The organism is Deltaproteobacteria bacterium (assembly GCA_016177765.1).
Taxonomy (GTDB): domain Bacteria; phylum UBA10199; class UBA10199; order JACPAL01; family JACOUP01; genus JACOUP01.
Genome location: JACOUP010000003.1, coordinates 90,182 through 106,650 on the forward strand (window position 1 = coordinate 90,182; position 16,469 = coordinate 106,650).

The following is a 16,469-nucleotide window of genomic DNA, read 5'->3' on the forward strand; positions in this document are numbered from 1 at the left end:
GGGGGGAGCCATCAACAAAAGAGGAATGACCTTAATCGAGCTTCTGGTGACGATGGCGATTGTTGGCATTATGTTCGGTGTGGCCGCCGTTTCCTTTTCCAATCTCTTTGACCTTGAAATGAAGGGGGCGGCCAAGAAACTGGCCTCCACGATGCGGTACCTTCGAAACAAGGCGGTGACTGAGCGGGTTTATCTCCGGGTTGTCTATAATATTGACGAATCGGCCTACCTTGTTGAATCCACGAAGGATCCCTTTGTTGTTCAGAAAGAGGAACCTCAAGAAAAGAAAGAGCCCGAGGAAGGGGAAGAGGCCCCTCCAGAGGCCCAGTTTATCCAAGAGGAAGGTCTCCTCCTGAAACCGGTCAAATTACCGGACGGGGTCTTTTTCAAGGATGTCTGGATGTCTCTTCAGGGGGAGAAAAAGACGAACGGCAAGGGATACACCTATTTTTTCCCCAACGGCTTCATGACAGGAACGATCATCAACCTGAGGGATAAGGAGGAGGAGACCTTCTACTCCATTGAGGTCGAGCCTTACTCAGGGCATGTGATCATCCGATCCGAATACAAAGAGGGAGAAGGGGGGGCTCGGTGAAACAGAAGGCCGGTGGTTTCACCCTTCTCGAGGTGATGATTGCGATCGGTATCCTCGCTATTACCATGGTGGCGATCTCCGGCCTGCAGGGGGGTTCTCTCCGTCGCGCCGGAAGGGCTGAGAAAATGTCTCTTGCCGTCCAACTGGCTCGCCAGAAGACCAATGAAAAAATTATCGAGATTGAGACCCAGATCGACAAGGGGGAATTTCCTGAAGGGAAGGAAGAAGAGGGGGATTTTGACAAGTTTCCTGATTATCACTGGAAGGTTGAGATCAAGAAGATGGAGGCCCCGCCGATCCCTTCCGGCGGGGAAGGGGAAAATGTCGTTGCCGAACAGTTGATGAGTTTTATCGGCCAAAAATTGGGGGAGATGATGCGGGTTGTGAAGGTCACCATCTCCTGGAAGGAACTGGAGGCTGAGGAGAGTTTCACGGTGGCCACACATATGGCCAATATCAGGTCCGGGATCAGCAGTTTTCAGGTCCAGACCGGCGGGACTTCTCCCTCTGGACCACCGGCAAGTCCGACGCCGCCAGCCAGTGGAGGAAAAAAGTGATGAGACGGGATAGCGGGTTTACCCTGATTGAGGTCATTGTCTCTGTGGCGATCCTCGCCCTGATTTCCATTGTTGTCTGGCAGGCCTCCGGCTCTAACATGAGGGCCAAAGAACGATCTGAAAAAAGGGATGAGGTTTTTCAGTCGGTGGCGATGGTGATGGACCGGATGAGTGAGGATCTGATGGAGGCCTTTCTCTATTCTCCCACCTCCGAGGAGTTAGGAAAAAGCATCAATGGCGAAATCCTTGCAAAGACCGCCTTTGTTGGAAAAAACAACGGGGATGCCGATGAGATTTCATTCACCTCCTTCTCCCACGTCCGTTACCTCAAGGATGTGAAGGAATCGGATCAGGAAGAGGTGACTTACAAATTAGAACCTTCCAAGGATGACGAATCAAACAGCCTGGAGATTGTGAAGAGAAGCTCCTCCCCACTGGATGCCAACCCAACCGAAGGGGGAAAGACCTATCCCCTTTTGAAGGGGGTCAAGGGGTTGAGCTTTCGCTATTATGACCCGAAAAAACAGGAGTGGTTTGAGGAATGGGATTCGGAGGGGTCGGATAACCCTTCCAAGTTGCCGAGGGCGGTTGAGATCACCTTGACGGTTGAAAATCCGGAGGAGGAGGGGGAGCCGATTGTCTTTACCACGATCGCGATTGTCGAAATGGCTCCGGGACCCAATGACTTCTAAGCGTTCAAAATTCCCTCTCCCCAAAGGGAGAGGGAGGGAGAGCGGCATCGCCCTGATGATGGCGCTGGGGGCGGTTCTAGTCCTGACGACCCTGGCGGTGGAATTCGCCTACAATTCCCATGTCTCCTACAGCATGGCGATGAATGAGAGGGACCGGCTCCGGGCCTACTATCTCGCCCGTTCCGCATTCCAATTTGCCAAACTGGAGATCTCGATGGAGAAAGAAATCCGCGGCAAGTTCGGGTCCCAGTTACAGCAAGGGGCGGTCTCCTCGGCCCCGGTCTGCCAACAGTTCCCTTTTTCAACGGCGCTTTTAAGGGGACTCCTTGGTGGCGAAGAGGGGGCAGAAGCGGCGCCTCAAGAAGAGAAGAAGGAGGAAAAAGAGAAAAAGAAGGCCGGGAAAGAGGAACCGGAAGAGGGGGTTAAGACAGGGGGGGATCTCGGGTTTCTCCAGGAAGGGCAGGCCAAGGAGTTTCTCGATTTTGAGGGAGACTTTTCTGTCTCCTGCGGCCTGGAGGAGTCCAAGATCAATCTGAATTATTTCAGGATCGGGGGTAGTTCTTCCACAGGTTCTTCCGACCCGTATGAGGAACAGAAACTTATTTTGAAGACGCTCTTTTCGGAAAAGGCCTTTGAGCCTGTCTTTGGGGGAAAAAGAGAGGAGATCGCCAAGGTGGTGGGCAACATCGCTGATTGGGTCGATCGCAATGACCGGATCAACGAGGCACCGGGGATTGAAGGGGGCTATGAGGACAGTGTCTATGTCGGAACGGAGTATACATATCGCGTCAAAAATGGTAAGATGGGCTCACTGGCGGAGTTGCTTTTGGTCAGTGGGGTGGGGGACGATCTTTATAATCTGGCAAGCCCTTCACTCACCGTTTATGGTGACAACAAAATAAACCTTTGTCTGGCCGAGGAGGCACTGATCAAGGCCGTGCTTTTAAAATACGCCTCAGGGCTCCAGGGGGTCCCTCCGGTGAAACCGGATGATGAGGAAACATTGAAGAAACTGGTGGAGGCGGTTCAGCAAACCTGTCAATTGAGTCAAGATGCCAATGCGATCGCCTCGGCGGTCAACCCGATTCTGGGGGTGGCGGCAGGAGGGGGAACGGCGACAATCCCGCTTTCTTCAATGATCACGACAGACGCCAGGTTTTATGCGCTCGAACTGACAGGGCAATCGGGGGACCTGGAACTGAAGATCAAGGCGGTTCTTGATACCAAGGGAAATGTCAACGAATGGAAAACACTTTATTTTAGGGTGCAGTAAATGGCGCAAAAGATTCTGGGGATTGATATCGGGAGTTACTCGGTCAAGATTGCCGAGATCGAACGGGCCTATAAGGGGTTCGAGCTGGTCAATTTCTATGAGCGGGTCGTTGCCTACAATGAGGTCTTGAGCCCTGAAGAGGCGATTGCCGCCACCCTCCAGAAACTGGTTGATGACTTTTCCCTGAAGCCGGATATCGTTCTGGCGAGCCTCCCCGGCTCTCTTGTGGCCACACGGCTCCTGGAACTCCCCTTTTCAAACCCCAAGAAGATAGACACGACGGTGGAATTTGAAATGGAAGGATACCTCCCTTTTAGCCTTGAGGATCTGCTCATCGATTATCATATCCTCAAAAGTGCCAAGAACCTCTCCTCCATTTTGGTGGCCTACGGGAAGAAAACCGATTTCGTCAAGTTCCTCTCCATCTTCAAAGATCTCGAATTTGAGCCTCGTTTCATCGGTTGCGAACCGGTGGAACTGGGGAATCTTCTCAAACTGGGGCTGGCCCAACCGGAAGGGGCTTATGCGATCATCAATATCGGTCATCTGAAAACCGAGGTTTCCCTCTTCGTCGGGCCGACTCTCCGGTATACCCGGACGGTCATGACCGGTGGGAAGGCGATGACCGAAGAGATTGCGAAGACGTTGTCTGTTCCTTACGAGGAGGCGGAAAAAATAAAAATTGAACTTGGCCAGCTGAGCGAGAACATGGAAGGACTGGATGCGATGGGGCAAAAGGTCGGGGGGGCGATCCGCAAGGTGATGGAGGGGTTGCTGGTGGAGCTCAAACAGACCTTTCTCGCCTTTGAGGAGATGGGGGGTGAAACGGTCCAGGCCCTTTACCTCTGCGGCGGGACCTCGCGCCTGCCAGGGATCGATCAATTTTTATCGTTCCGGATACGCAAAAATGTCAGTTTTTTAGATCCCCTCGATTTTCCCTTCAACCGTCTTTCCGACTCAAACTGGTGCCGTCCCCTTGTCTCTACGGCACTCTCCTATGCCCTCAGGGCTGTCTTTCCTTCCGGAGGGTTTCCGGATGTCCAATTTCGCCGGGGGGAATTCGCCTACCGGGGGGATGTTGAAGATCTCTCCAAGGTTGTAAAGCAGACAGGCTTTCTGTTGGCGGGACTCATCCTTTTTGCACTGGTAAATTTTTTGCTGAGTTATTCCCTCTTGCAGTCCCGGGTTAGCGGTGTCCGTAAGGAAGTTTCCAAATTGGTGACGGAGAAACTGCCGGATACCCCCAAGAAGATGGTGGAACGGCCGCAATCGGCCATTTCCGTGCTCAATGGGAAGATTCAGGAGGTTCGGGACAAAAAGAGGCGTCTGGAGGAGGAGACCAGTCTTTCAGTTCTGAAACTTCTCAAAGAAATTTCCACCGTTATTCCGGAAAAGGCCAATCTTGTGGTCGACATGGATAATCTTAACATCGTTTCCAACAAGATCAGGCTTCAAGGGAGGACCAACTCCTTTGAATCGGTGGACAAACTCAAGGAATCACTCTCCCGCTCCCCCCTCTTCAAGAATGTGACGACCGGCAACGTCAAAAAGGGGGTCAAGGATGAGATCAAGTTCGACTTGAGCCTTGAGGTACGGGTTGGCGAGGAAGGGGGAGACCATGGCACTTAAAACGAGATACTCCCTCCTTTCCAAGGTTAATCTCGATAATATTTACAATTCCTTCATTTCCCTGTCACCCCAAGGGAGGGTGATCGCCCTCTCCGTGGGTGGCTTCATTCTGGTCCTTCTGATCTTTCTCCCGACCTCCCTGATGTCGGGCAAGATTGCCTCTCTTCAGAAGGAAATCAGCACCTCCCAGGAGTCGCTCCGACAGATTTCGGACAAACTGGTGGAGTACCAGGACCTGAAGGCTTCTGTGGAGGAGATGGAAAGGTCCTTTGGTGTTGGCGTCGGGTCCCTGGCGACCAGCATTGAGGGGATTGCTACCAAGAGTAACGTTCGTTCCAATATGGATTCGCTCCGCGGCAAACCGGCGATTGATACTGACGACCTGACCGGTGAGGCGGTAGAGTTGAGGCTCTCGAAACTGACCTTGTCACAGCTCGTCGATTTTCTTTATAATGTTGAGCAGAATACCGCCGGTTTCATGAAGGTGACGAAGATCGAGATCCGGCCGATGTATTCCAATCGTTCCCTGATGGATGTTTCCTGTGAAATTGCGAACTTTACACTGAAGAAGGGGACTTAAAGACATGAAACTCTTTTTGAGACTGGCCCTTTACGGCGTCACCTTTTTCTTTTTCTTCCTCCTTTTTTTGCTGACGCTCTTTCCCTATGACAGCATCAAGGGAAGAATCACCAGGGAACTGGAAAACGGTTTGGGGGGCGCCTACCAGGTGACGATCAACAAAATCAGGCCATTCCCCCTCCTGGGGGTTGTCCTGAAAAATGTCCAGATCAAGGAGGCCCGGAGCCAGAACGATTTCATCAAGCTTGACAAGGCGAGTCTTTCCCTCAGGCTCCTTCCCCTTTTGTGGGGCTCGGTGCAGACCCGGTTTGATGCCAAAATTGGGAAAGGGGAGTTGGAGGGTTCGTTCGCCTCCGGCCGCAACAGATACCATGTTTCTCTCTCATTGGATGGGATTAATCTGGGTGAACTGAAATCCCTGGCGACCCGCTATGGATTGAATCTGTCGAGCCAGATTAGTGGCCAAGTGGATCTGGAGCTGTTTCCGGCGGAACCGATACGGAATCAGGGCTCTGTGCATCTTGTTTTGAAGGAGCTCAGACTGCTGGAATCCGAGCTCAAGGTGGGGGAAGGGGAGATGGCGATGAGTTTTAATCTTCCACCCCTTCAGATGGCGGTAAATACCGTCCCTTCCGTGATCGATATGAGGATGGATAAGGGGAATATGGAGGTCAAATCCTTCGAGTTCAAGGGGGGAGATCTTGAGTTGAATCTTTCTGGGAAGCTTTACATAGCCCAGAGTTTGAGTAATAGCCGTTTGAATCTGAAAGGGAGTTTTGGCGTCAATCCTGCCGCCTCGAGTCGTCTGCCGTTTCTTGTCCTGATTGAAAAAGAAAAGGGGTCGGACGGGCAGTTCCCCCTGACGGTGACCGGCCGTGTGGAAAAACCGAGCATTCAGATTGGTAGCCTCAGAGTGCCTTTGTAGGGGCCAGTTTCAAGGCTCAGTAATGAAAACAAGTTCATTGGGCCGGACGAGACCCAGCTCCTCACGAACCACTCTTTCCAGTTGTAACGGGTCTTTGAGCCGCTTGATTTCGAAGGCCAGCCGCTGGTTCTCTCTCCTGTTTTCCATGATGGAAGACTCCAATTGTTTTTCCAGGCGGGACAATCGGTAGAGTTTTAGCAACCCCTGGTTTCCATAGATGGCGGCGAGTAACATGATAGCGATGAGAACTGTCGTGATCTTGCGGAATGGGGGAGGGTTGTTAAGCCTCATTGAAGAGGGCTCCCTGATTTAAGCCTTTGATCGGTCGTCCTAAATGCTCGTAGGCAAGTCGTGTGGCGACCCGCCCGCGTGACGTGCGATTGAGATAACCGGACTGGATCAGGTAAGGTTCGTAGACATCCTCGATTGTTTCTCTTTCTTCGCTGATGGCGGAGGAGAGGGTTTCCACCCCGACCGGCCCCCCCTCAAATTTGTCGATAATCGTCAGAAGAATCTTTCGGTCCATCGCATCAAACCCTTTGTTATCCACCTCCAGCAAGGTGAGCGCCTTTTTGGCCCTGTCCAGATCAATCAGACCGGTTCCATGGACCTGGGCAAAATCCCGAACGCGACGGAGGAGCCGGTTGGTGATCCTGGGGGTGCCGCGGGATCGCCCGGCAATCTCCAGGGCGGCCTCCGGATCCACCTGAACGCCGAGGATCTTGGCAGACCTGAGGACAATCTTGGTCAACTCCTCAGGGGAGTAGAAATCAAGCCGCGCGGTAATCCCAAAACGGTCCCGGAAAGGGGAGGTCAAAAGCCCGGCCCGGGTTGTTGCGCCGATCAAGGTAAAACGGGGGAGGTCGAGCTTGACCGTCTTGGCGGAAGGGCCCTGGCCAATGACAATATCCAGCTTGTAATCCTCCATCGCCGGATAAAGGATCTCTTCAATTATCTTTGATAACCTATGGATTTCATCTATAAAAAGTACATCCCCTTGTTCCAGATTGGTGAGGATGGCGGCCAAGTCTCCGGGGCGTTCGATGGCGGGGCCGGAGGTTGACTTGATCTGGACCCCCCGTTCGTGGGCGATGATATGGGCGAGTGAGGTTTTGCCCAAACCGGGCGGACCGCAGAAGAGGGCATGGTCCAGTGGTTCGTTACGCCTTCTGGCCGCTTCAATAAAGACGATCAGATTCTTTTTGACCGATTCCTGACCGATGAACTCGCCAAAGCTTTTTGGGCGGAGAGAGTTCTCGATCTCTAAATCGTCAGGGATCGGGATCGGGTCAAGGTCGGAACGGCGTGCAGGGTCTTTTAGGGTCATTGGGCCCTCAATTTAGACTACTTTGCCTGTTCGTGCAAGCACGAAAAGACGCAACTTTCCTGCCCGGTGCCGATAAGGAAGGCCGCTATGGCGCCACCCAGTCTTTCCCATCCTGAGATTAAGAGAGTCCAATTCGGTCGGGAAGTTTTTTATATAGACCCCAATATTGGCGCCCACCATGATTTTATCGAGGACTACGGTCAGTACAACCAAGGGCCTTATGCCGACCGTCGCAAGGACCTCCTGTGGGATCTTGAGATCATTGCTGGCCTTCTGGAGGGGAAGGATCCCCAGCAAGTCCCTCCCGCCAAGCTCGCTGAAGTACGCAGAAAAATTATGGAGGCCTATACCGGTGTTTTTAAAAGACGTCGTCTCGAAGTAGGCGGTCATTATTCGCAAGACAGTTCCTTGGAAGCGATGGATCGGCGATGGCAAGCGAATTCTGTCAATCCCCCTGAAGTGGCTGGTTCCACTCTCTGGGTGGAGAGGATGGGATTGAGAAATCTGCTGGCCGGTCATGGGGAAGAAAAGAGTACCCCCGCGATGTTGGCTCGTTACAAAGCGGCCTTTTTTGACGATCAGAGGACGCCGGATAGCGGGTGGCGGGTCCTAGGTTATCGTTATTTTGGGGTGACCGAGAGACGATCAAATTATCTGGACGAGAATGAAACCTTCTTCCTGAGGCATATTGAATACGTTTCCTCGCCGGGTGGTAAGCCGTCACGGAAAGAGTATGTTTTTGCAAGACCCGGTTATCGGCGTTTTGCCTCGGAAACTGTTTTGAGGGAAATTTTGGACAGACCCGAATATCGTAATCTTGTCAGAGATATCTCGGCCGTTTTGGCAGAGGCCCATTCGCACAACGCCCCTCGCAACTTGATCGAAATGGCCTTCCTGGCGCTTCTTTTCGATGAATGGCAGGGGTTTGGGGATGAGGACCCCAAGCAGGATTGTCTCGCCGCCAAGGTTTCGGAGGCTCCGAATCGGCCAGAGATAGAGGCCAATTTCTGTAGTTTGATTTCCGGAAAAGCGGAAGAGTGGCTAAAGCGGGGAGTGAGTGCCTTTCCAACCGTTATTCCTGGTAAGAGTCTCAACTGGGAGGTTCAGGGGATCGGTCCCTATCAGGTCATTGTGGGACTTGCCATGGCGGCGGCGGGGAATGATCAGGTCTGGAGTCGCTGGAAAAAGCGTTTTCCAGAACTCAATCGAGAGCAATTTTCCACCAAGGAAAAGACAATGACGGCCCTTCTGGATTCCAGGACGGCGTTGATTATCAAAGGGATGACCTGGGATCTGGAGATGACCTTTCTGGATCATAGCTGGTTTACACCCAACAACGGTCTTCATGCCTCTATCGGTTGGCGGGGTGGGTGGGCTGATCCGACGCTTTCTCGGGGGATATTTTACCTGGGGGCGACACGATTTCTCGTCCAGTTTCCGGATCGTGCCGAAGAGGCAAAGAAGGTCTTGTTGTCATCCGATCCTCTATATCACTCCCTCATGGACGATGAGTTCAACGACTGGCTCGCGGTGGGGACGAGGATGGGTGTCGATTTAAAACTTCCCGGTTTTGACGTCAAAACCTGGGATGTTCCAGAATTGGGAAGAAAACAGGGGGATCTTCAGTGCTCCCTGTACGGCGGTCTTTATGCTTTTGATTACGTGTTGGAAGGTCCTGATAGGCTTCCCCAACAGTCGGTTCAGACATTTTGTTTTATCCCCACCATCGATCATTTGGAATAGGTACCGGGTACCTTTTGGCCAAAAGGTACCCGGTACCGAAATGCCGAAATGGCCAAATGGTGCCGGGTACCTACGATCTAGGCGAGCAGTTTTAGGGCCTCTTTGAGGGCCGCTTCGATAGCGGTCCCTTCCTTCAAGTGAAGTTGAGACAGGGTCTTCTCCGCCATCGGGCGGCTGTAACCCAGGTTGGTGAGGGCGGAAAAGAGGTCGTCGTAGATTTTGCGCTTGCCATCCGGTTCCATTTTCGAGGGGCGATGGGTCGCCATAAAACCGACCAGCTTGTCTTTCAAATCCACGATCATCCTCTCCGCTGTCTTGCGGCCGATGCCGGAGATCGCGGTCAGGCGAATGAGGTCTTCTTTGTAAAGGGAGGCGGCCAGTTCGTCGGGGGCGATTCCCGAAAGGATCGTTAAGGCGAGCTTTGGGCCGATGCCGGAGACGGTGATCAGTTTTTCAAACAGTTCCTTCTCGGAGGATTCCAAAAAGCCATAAAGTGAAATCTCCCCCTCCCGGACATGCGTGTGAATCAAAAGCAGAACGGTCTGGCCGAGGGGTGGAAGATGTTCATGGCAGGAGAGAGAGAGGAAGGTCTTATAGCCAACCCCTCCCACGTCAAGGATGACATGGTCTTTATCTTTGGCGACGAGGATTCCTTTAAGACGCGCGATCATAACGCCTCATATTTCTGGACTGCATATGACACAACGCGATCGCCAAGGCATCGGAGGCATCGATGGCGGCCGGTTCCGGTAATTTTAAAAGCCGCTGGACCATTTTTTGAACCTGCTGTTTGTCTGCCTGACCATAACCGGTGATCGCCTGTTTCACCTCGCGGGCGGAGTACTCCGAAAGCGGAACTCCTTCGCCTTCTACCGCCAGGAGGGCCACGCCGCGTGCCTCTCCCAGTTTGAGGGCTGACCGCACGTTTTGTGCGAAAAAAACCTCTTCGATGGCAATCTCGTCCGGCGAGAACTCCCGAATGACCTTGATCAATGTCGTGTAAATCTCAAGAAGACGGCTCGGAAAATCTTTTTTGGGGGAAGGGGCGATTACACCGCTGTCAATGTGAACAATGCCAGTTCCATTTTTGCCAATGATCCCATAACCGGTAACGAGTGAACCAGGGTCTATTCCAAGGACCTTCATTGATGGCGGAACGCCGTTAGACAGCGATCTTCTCCATTTCTTCCTTGGGGATGTCAAAATTGGCATAAACGTTCTGAACGTCGTCGTGATCCTCCAGCGCCTCCATTAATTTGATCATCTGCTCCGCCTGCGGGCCGTGGAGCTGGACGGTATTTTGAGGGACCATCGTGACCTCGGATTCGAGGGGGGACAGCCCCTTGCCGGCCAGCCCTTTTTTGACCGATTCAAAATGGGCGGGATCGGTCAGGACATCAAAGGTGTCTCCTTCATCGTTGATATCCTGGGCGCCAGCTTCAAGGGCAACATCCATGAGCTGTTCCTCGCTGACCTTGTTCTTATCGAAACGTAGGATCCCTTTTTTGGCGAAAACCCAGGAGACACAACCGGCCTCCCCAAGATTCCCCCCATTTTTGCTCAAGAGATGGCGGAGTTCAGAGATAGTCCTGTTCTTGTTGTCGGTCATCACATCGAACATAATCGCGACACCGCCGGGACCGTACCCCTCATAGGTGGACTCCTCGTAATTGACCCCTTCCAGTTCGCCGGTTCCTTTCTTGATCGCGCGGGTGATGTTATCCTGGGGCATGTTAGCGGCCTTCGCCTTTTCAAGGACTGTTCGGAGACGAGGATTGCTGTTGGGATCGCCGCCGCCTGATTTGGCCGCAACGGTTAATTCGCGGATGACTTTGGTGAAAATCTTCCCCCGCTTGGCATCTTCCGCCCCTTTTTTACGCTTGATGGTCGCCCATTTGGAATGTCCGGACATAACGGGGTAGCGCTAACACACGAATAAACCTATTTCAAGGGTTAAGGAAGGGGATCTTGGGTAACTTGTGCAGGACCCTTTGAGGTAATTTTCGGAGTCGATTCAACACCGGGGCTTGTTCTTTTATATAAGGGGCCAGTTTCCCGGTATAAGGGGTCAGTTTGGAGGGGTCCAGCGGTTGCCCCAAGAGATTAATCTGGTACCCTTTTTCAACAAAATTTCGGGGGTTATTCCAGCCGACAAATCCAACCCCGCTGACAATTACCAGCACCATCAGAAAGACAAGGGGGTAATACCAGCGGTAAGGGGTTTTGATGACCACCGTTGCCGCTGCGACATCCCCCGGTCGTTGTCGTCTCTTGGAGAGGAGGGTGCAAAGGTAGGAGACCGGGTTGATGTCAAACGGGATGAAGAAAGATCGGGTCATGGTCCCCGCAAAACCGATACGTCGTCCCGATTCTTGGGAAACCTTGATTCCCAGGAGGAGCTTGCCGGGACTCCCTTCAAAAAGGAGGTTCATCAGAATAATATAAATCAGTCCGAACAGCGGAATCAGGTTCAGAAAAAGGAGTGTGAGTCCGTTTTGTTCCGCGGGAATCAACAGGAGGATACCACCCATCAGACCACAGAAAAGAACCAGATCAAAGAGGAGGGAAAAGAAGCGCCGGAGTGTTGAGGCATAAACTCGCGTCTCATCGATCCTCTCATCCATCCTCCGCCGGACAACGGTGGTTCGGGCCAGGAAGTCGCCGAATCGTTGGCGACCCTCAGTCCCCTCCATGAAGGCGATCAGGAGGATCGGAAAAACAAGGAGATCCAGAAAGCGGATCAGGTTTCTGGCGATGATGGACCAGAGCGAAGGGGGGGTTCCCCGGATCCCCATCACCCGGATCCCGACAAGGAGTTTCCCCAGGCTTGCGGAAAAGATCCCTTCACCGATCAGGTAGTAGAGAAAGACAAAGGCAAAGCTCGTGGAAAAAAAGAGCATCGCCTGAAACCCTTGAAAATGGGGGAAGAGGGAAAGCTCCTTCTTGAAGAAAAGGGAGAGGGCCCCGGACCAGGCCCAGATGAGGTAGCCCAGGATGAGACCGTCGGTGACAAAGGCGGCAAAACGGTCGTTCAGAGTGGCCAGCTTATAGGCAAAGCTCTGCTCTTCTGTCTTGTCGTCGTGGAGCGGGGCGGCCGCCTGTTCGTCATCCATTATTTCACGATCCTCCGAGCCAGTTCCAGGTGGTCCGTAATAATACCGGTAACCCCCAGGGAAGTTAGTCTTTGTATATCATTTTCTTCATTGACGGTCCAAACAAAAATTTCAAACCCTTCACGCCGGTACTGTTGGATCTTTTCATCGGTGGCCAGTTTGATCGAGGGGTGCAGGGAATAAGGTTTCAACCATCTTCTAGCCCAGGGTTGGCGGGAGAAGAAAATTGTTTGTTCGGCAAAGAGCATCCCGATTCTAAAGCGAGGGAGTTTCTTTTTAAGATAGTAGAGAGAAACCGGATTGAAGGAAGAGAAGAGGAAGCGGTTTGGGTTCCGATTGCCAACGAGGGAGGTCACCGCATCAGCCATTCTCCGTGATTCCTGCAGTGAGGAAGCCTTCAGCTCAATGTTCAGGAGAAGCTCCTCTCCGGCGATTTCACAGAGATTGTCCAACGTCGGGATCTGGAGGTTTCCCTGGAGCCGGACTTCGCGGAGTTCACGCCAAGTCAGTTTTTCTACCTTTTCAGGACGGCCTGCCAGACGTTCCAGGGTCTTGTCATGAAACAGGAACGGAATCCCATCGGCGGAAAGACGGAGATCGGTTTCAATCCCATCGGCCCCTTTTCGCACAGCCGCTGAGATCGCCTCCAAGGTGTTTTCCGTCGCCTGTTTTGTGTCGCCGCGATGGGCGATGACAAGGGTCATATGATTGAAATGTTATAATGTCCCCATTTCGTACTGGAGGACGGATAAAAAGGTAATCGCCGCCGTTTCCGCCCGGAGGATCCGCCGGCCCAGACTGACCGGGATGAAGCCGGCTTCTTCCGCAAGGTCCATCTCTTCGTCCGAAAAACCTCCTTCGGGACCGATCAGACCGACAATTTTTTCGATTCGGAAGGGGATAATGTTTCGGAGAGAAGTCCCTGCCGCCGATTCCCTCAATATTTCTTTTAAGTGGCGTTTTGTCCTCCTCTCGGAGAGGAGGAGCCGGACGGTGGTTTTGTCAAACTGGGTTAGGAGTTCTGGCATCGGGCAGGGGCTCATGATTTCCGGAAGGGTCGCCCGTCCGGATTGTTTGGCGGCGGCCAGGATTATTTTTTGCCACCGCTCCAGTTTGGCGCCCGGGTCTTTGGGAACGGTACGGGAAGAAAAGAAGGGCAGGATTTTGCTGACCCCCAACTCGGTCGCCTTCTGAAAGATCAGTTCCATCTTGTCGCTTTTGAGGCAGGCCTGCGCGAGGGTGATTTCAAATCTTTCAGGAGGGATTGTTTCTTTTTCCAATAGCTGGATGGTGACTACCGAACCGGCACTCATGATTTCCCCCTTGTACTGATGCCCCCGCCCGTCAAAGAGGACGATGCTCTCCCCGGGACCAAGCCGGAAGACATTCCTGACGTGTCTCGCCTCGGCCCCTTTCAGGACTGCTCTGTTTTCTGTGAAATCTTTTGGGTCAACGTAGAAGGAGGGCATCGGCCTGTCATAGGTGAAGGATCGCCTCTTGTAAAGAGGGACAATTTCGTTTATACCGCTCTGAAGATGCAACTAGCCTTGGGTATCGATGTCGGAGGAACGAATACGCGAGGGGTCCTGGTCGGTCCCGATGGGAAGATTCTCCAGCGTCAGCAGATCCTTTCTGAATCCCGGATGGGTCGGGGGCGTTTTGTGGTCCGATTAAAACAGTTGATCGACGATTTGGTGTCAATGTCTGCTTCAAGCGGGTCATCTCTCAGAGGCATCGGCATCGGTTTGCCGGGAATTCTCGATTCCAAAGAGGGGATTTTATACGCCTCTCCCCATTTTGAGGATTGGAAAAACTGGAAGGTGAGGGAGGAGCTGGAGAAAATCATTGGCCGGCCGCTTCTGCTGGATAATGACGCCAACTTTGCCGCCCTGGGGGAGTCTTGGAAAGGGGCCGGCCGGGATTGGGAGAATTTTCTCATGCTGACTTTAGGAACCGGCATCGGCGGCGGTATTGTGATCGGGAAAAAATTGTGGCGTGGGGACAGGGGATTTGCCGGGGAGTTCGGCCACATTGTGGTGGAGAGCGAAGGGGTGCGTTGTTTTTGTGGCGGCCGCGGTTGTCTTGAAATGTATGCCTCGGCGACCGGTCTGAAGACCTTGATTGACCTGTCTCCGGAAGAGACCGAGAAACGGCGATTTCTGCAGATTTTCGAACGAGGGATTGAAAATATCACCGTCGAAGAGGTCCACAACCTTGCGAGGGATGGGAACATCTTTGCCGTCGGTCTCCTCAAACGGATCGGGTATTATCTGGGGATCGGTGTGGCCACCCTGGTGAACGCCTTTGGCCTGGAGAAGGTGATTCTCGGTGGGGGGATTGCCCCGGCCTGGGATTTTTTTATCGGCGATGTCAAAAAGGAGATAGCCCGGAGGACTTACAGGGAAACAGCCTCAAAAGTTCAAATAGCACCGGCCCTCTTAGGGAACGACGCCGGCATTCTCGGGGCGGCCTCGGCAGTTTTTAGTCAGTAATCAGACAAATAAGTGGGCGAGAACCAGAGGTAATAGGCGATCTGAAATTCTTTGTCTGCCGGTAGGGGGCGTGAAACAACCGATCCTTTTTCCGGGTACCGGACGTCCTGGGCCAGGGCGATGTTGACGACCGGTTTTTCGGCCTTGATCCCGAAGTGGGAGAGATCAATATATTTTCTCAACTCCTCCGGGCGGATGTCGGGGAACGGCATAAAGTTGGAGGTGAAAATGCCGTTGGAGTGGGAGGCGAGCAACGCCCCGTGTGATCCCTCGACGTGGGCGTAGATTCCGGAGACTGTTTCCAGCGTCCTCAAGAGTGTCTTGTCGGCTGAGGTGTAACCATCCTTGAGACTCACGATCAGGTTGGGGGGGTTCTCGGTCAGGGTGAAAAATCCGTCGTAGATCCGGTGGAGGGCATCCGGGTATTGGTGATTGAGGGTTATTGGGAAGAGGTCTTCATCCTTGATAAAACCGTTTTGGTCGACCTTCCCCTCGGCGGATAGTTTCTGAAGCAGGGGGGCATAGTTGAGTGGGTCCCCCGTGAACGGGTGGTAGCGGTAGCCTCTCTTTCCGTGCTCGATTTCGGCACTCCCTTCCTTTGAAAGGACCACAACCTTGTTGCCGGACCGGTAGGTGATCAGGTCCACCGCCTTGTCCTGGATCAACGATTCAGCCAGTTCCCGGTCATGGCGTCCGGCGGTGTGGAGCGTTGTGACGGTTGCGAATCCTTCCACCACTTTCACGACACTCCGGTCGTCATGAAGGGCCTCATCATAATGGAATCCTTTTTTGGCGAGGATCGCCTCCCAGTCGCGGAATTTCAGAGGAATCATATTGTTGCCGTGATCGGAGACCAGCATCAGGAGAAGGGGACGCCCGGTCCTTTCCTCGTACTTGTGTAAAATTTCCTTGAGGCGGGCGTCCAGTTTTGTCAAAAAGCCCTTTGTTTTTTCCCGGCCCAACATGTGGGCGAGGGCATCGGTGCCGCCGATATAGCCAAAAAAGATCGGGTCTTCGGAGCGGAAAAAGGCCTCTTCGAGCTGATCGATCTCTCTCAAGGTGGTGGCGAGGGGGAATATGAAAGAACCCAGTTTTTGAAGTGTGTTGTTGTCCGAATACTGCACGATTCTCTCCCAGCTCATCGCCCCGACAAGGGCGGTCAGAGCGCCGTAATTTTCCTCCTTCTTGTTGTTCTGGATGTTAAAATAACCGCGGACATAGCCGGGCAACTTCTTGTCGGTGAACATCCGGGCAAAGGAGGGGTTGGAAATGGAGGGGAAGGGGGCGATCATCCGGGCGGTCGGGTAGAGGTAGCCAAAAAGTCCCTCCCGCTGGGTCTCCTGAAAGAGGTGGTAAGGGATCCCGTCCAGCAAAAGGACAAGAAGCCTTGGTTGACGTCCCGAGCGTTCGGACGATTTCGCCGAAAAATGGTTAGAAAAGAAAAAAACGACCGTCATCAACAGTGTCAGAAAGACCGCAAACCGGACTATTGCCTTTTGGAGCATGGCTGGGGGATACCATCCGCTCCTCTTTTTTGCACCTT

At 53.0% G+C, this 16,469-nt stretch carries 18 protein-coding genes; 9 read left to right on the forward strand and 9 right to left on the reverse strand.

Translation table 11 applies throughout. The features are described from left to right. Positions 1-25: 25 nt before the first annotated feature. Genes HYS22_01860 through gspN form a run of 7 tightly spaced genes read left to right on the forward strand, consistent with a single transcriptional unit; the run spans position 26 to position 6,251 of the window. On the forward strand, positions 26-595 hold the full coding sequence (locus HYS22_01860; GenBank protein ID MBI1908897.1) for a prepilin-type N-terminal cleavage/methylation domain-containing protein: 570 nt from the start codon (positions 26-28) through the stop codon (positions 593-595). Next, positions 592-1,152: a type II secretion system protein gene (locus tag HYS22_01865; protein MBI1908898.1), complete on the forward strand. Its 561-nt coding sequence runs from the start codon at positions 592-594 to the stop codon at positions 1,150-1,152. The genes HYS22_01860 and HYS22_01865 overlap by 4 nt, the downstream gene beginning before the upstream one ends. After that, positions 1,152-1,844 (forward strand): prepilin-type N-terminal cleavage/methylation domain-containing protein, encoded by a 693-nt coding sequence (locus HYS22_01870; GenBank protein MBI1908899.1) that lies wholly within the window; start codon positions 1,152-1,154, stop codon positions 1,842-1,844. Before HYS22_01865 ends, HYS22_01870 begins: the two co-directional genes overlap by 1 nt. Next, positions 1,834-3,117 (forward strand): general secretion pathway protein GspK, encoded by a 1,284-nt coding sequence (locus HYS22_01875; protein MBI1908900.1) that lies wholly within the window; start codon positions 1,834-1,836, stop codon positions 3,115-3,117. Before HYS22_01870 ends, HYS22_01875 begins: the two co-directional genes overlap by 11 nt. Further along, complete coding sequence (pilM, locus tag HYS22_01880; GenBank protein ID MBI1908901.1) at positions 3,118-4,746, forward strand: pilus assembly protein PilM; 1,629 nt, start codon at positions 3,118-3,120, stop codon at positions 4,744-4,746. It begins immediately after the preceding gene. Continuing rightward, complete coding sequence (locus tag HYS22_01885) at positions 4,736-5,326, forward strand: hypothetical protein (GenBank protein MBI1908902.1); 591 nt, start codon at positions 4,736-4,738, stop codon at positions 5,324-5,326. The genes pilM and HYS22_01885 overlap by 11 nt, the downstream gene beginning before the upstream one ends. 4 nt (positions 5,327-5,330) lie before the next feature. Beyond that, positions 5,331-6,251, forward strand: a complete 921-nt coding sequence (gspN, locus tag HYS22_01890) for a type II secretion system protein GspN (GenBank protein MBI1908903.1) — start codon at positions 5,331-5,333, stop codon at positions 6,249-6,251. Positions 6,252-6,260: 9 nt separating this feature from the next. Here gspN and HYS22_01895 read toward each other — a convergent pair whose 3' ends face one another. Beyond that, entirely contained in the window at positions 6,261-6,542 is a 282-nt protein-coding gene (locus HYS22_01895) for a septum formation initiator family protein (GenBank protein ID MBI1908904.1), read from the reverse strand. After that, positions 6,532-7,578, reverse strand: coding sequence for a Holliday junction branch migration DNA helicase RuvB (gene ruvB, locus HYS22_01900; protein MBI1908905.1), 1,047 nt, complete (start codon positions 7,576-7,578; stop codon positions 6,532-6,534). The genes HYS22_01895 and ruvB overlap by 11 nt, the downstream gene beginning before the upstream one ends. A gap of 87 nt (positions 7,579-7,665) precedes the next feature. Here ruvB and HYS22_01905 point away from each other — a divergent pair, with 87 nt between their 5' ends. Then, positions 7,666-9,321 carry a hypothetical protein gene (locus HYS22_01905; protein ID MBI1908906.1) on the forward strand — a complete coding sequence of 552 codons (1,656 nt, stop codon included), beginning with the start codon at positions 7,666-7,668 and terminating at the stop codon, positions 9,319-9,321. A 77-nt stretch (positions 9,322-9,398) separates the two neighbouring features. Here HYS22_01905 and ruvA read toward each other — a convergent pair whose 3' ends face one another. Genes ruvA through HYS22_01935 form a run of 6 tightly spaced genes read right to left on the reverse strand, consistent with a single transcriptional unit; the run spans position 9,399 to position 13,903 of the window. Continuing rightward, a complete protein-coding gene (gene ruvA / locus HYS22_01910) occupies positions 9,399-9,992 on the reverse strand; it encodes a Holliday junction branch migration protein RuvA (GenBank protein MBI1908907.1) in 594 nt (197 codons plus the stop codon). Then, entirely contained in the window at positions 9,976-10,467 is a 492-nt protein-coding gene (ruvC, locus tag HYS22_01915; GenBank protein ID MBI1908908.1) for a crossover junction endodeoxyribonuclease RuvC, read from the reverse strand. Before ruvC ends, ruvA begins: the two co-directional genes overlap by 17 nt. Before the next feature lie 16 nt (positions 10,468-10,483). Beyond that, positions 10,484-11,233 (reverse strand): YebC/PmpR family DNA-binding transcriptional regulator, encoded by a 750-nt coding sequence (locus tag HYS22_01920; protein MBI1908909.1) that lies wholly within the window; start codon positions 11,231-11,233, stop codon positions 10,484-10,486. Positions 11,234-11,267: 34 nt separating this feature from the next. Next, positions 11,268-12,434 carry an RDD family protein gene (locus HYS22_01925; protein ID MBI1908910.1) on the reverse strand — a complete coding sequence of 389 codons (1,167 nt, stop codon included), beginning with the start codon at positions 12,432-12,434 and terminating at the stop codon, positions 11,268-11,270. Then, positions 12,434-13,138: a glycerophosphodiester phosphodiesterase gene (locus HYS22_01930; GenBank protein ID MBI1908911.1), complete on the reverse strand. Its 705-nt coding sequence runs from the start codon at positions 13,136-13,138 to the stop codon at positions 12,434-12,436. Before HYS22_01930 ends, HYS22_01925 begins: the two co-directional genes overlap by 1 nt. A gap of 12 nt (positions 13,139-13,150) precedes the next feature. Continuing rightward, positions 13,151-13,903 (reverse strand): 16S rRNA (uracil(1498)-N(3))-methyltransferase, encoded by a 753-nt coding sequence (locus tag HYS22_01935; protein ID MBI1908912.1) that lies wholly within the window; start codon positions 13,901-13,903, stop codon positions 13,151-13,153. A gap of 66 nt (positions 13,904-13,969) precedes the next feature. Between HYS22_01935 and HYS22_01940 the strand changes: the two genes are divergently transcribed. Continuing rightward, positions 13,970-14,926 carry an ROK family protein gene (locus HYS22_01940; protein ID MBI1908913.1) on the forward strand — a complete coding sequence of 319 codons (957 nt, stop codon included), beginning with the start codon at positions 13,970-13,972 and terminating at the stop codon, positions 14,924-14,926. Here HYS22_01940 and HYS22_01945 read toward each other — a convergent pair. Further along, a complete protein-coding gene (locus tag HYS22_01945; GenBank protein ID MBI1908914.1) occupies positions 14,920-16,431 on the reverse strand; it encodes an alkaline phosphatase family protein in 1,512 nt (503 codons plus the stop codon). The two genes, HYS22_01940 and HYS22_01945, sit on opposite strands and share 7 nt — an antisense overlap. Positions 16,432-16,469 lie beyond the last annotated feature (38 nt).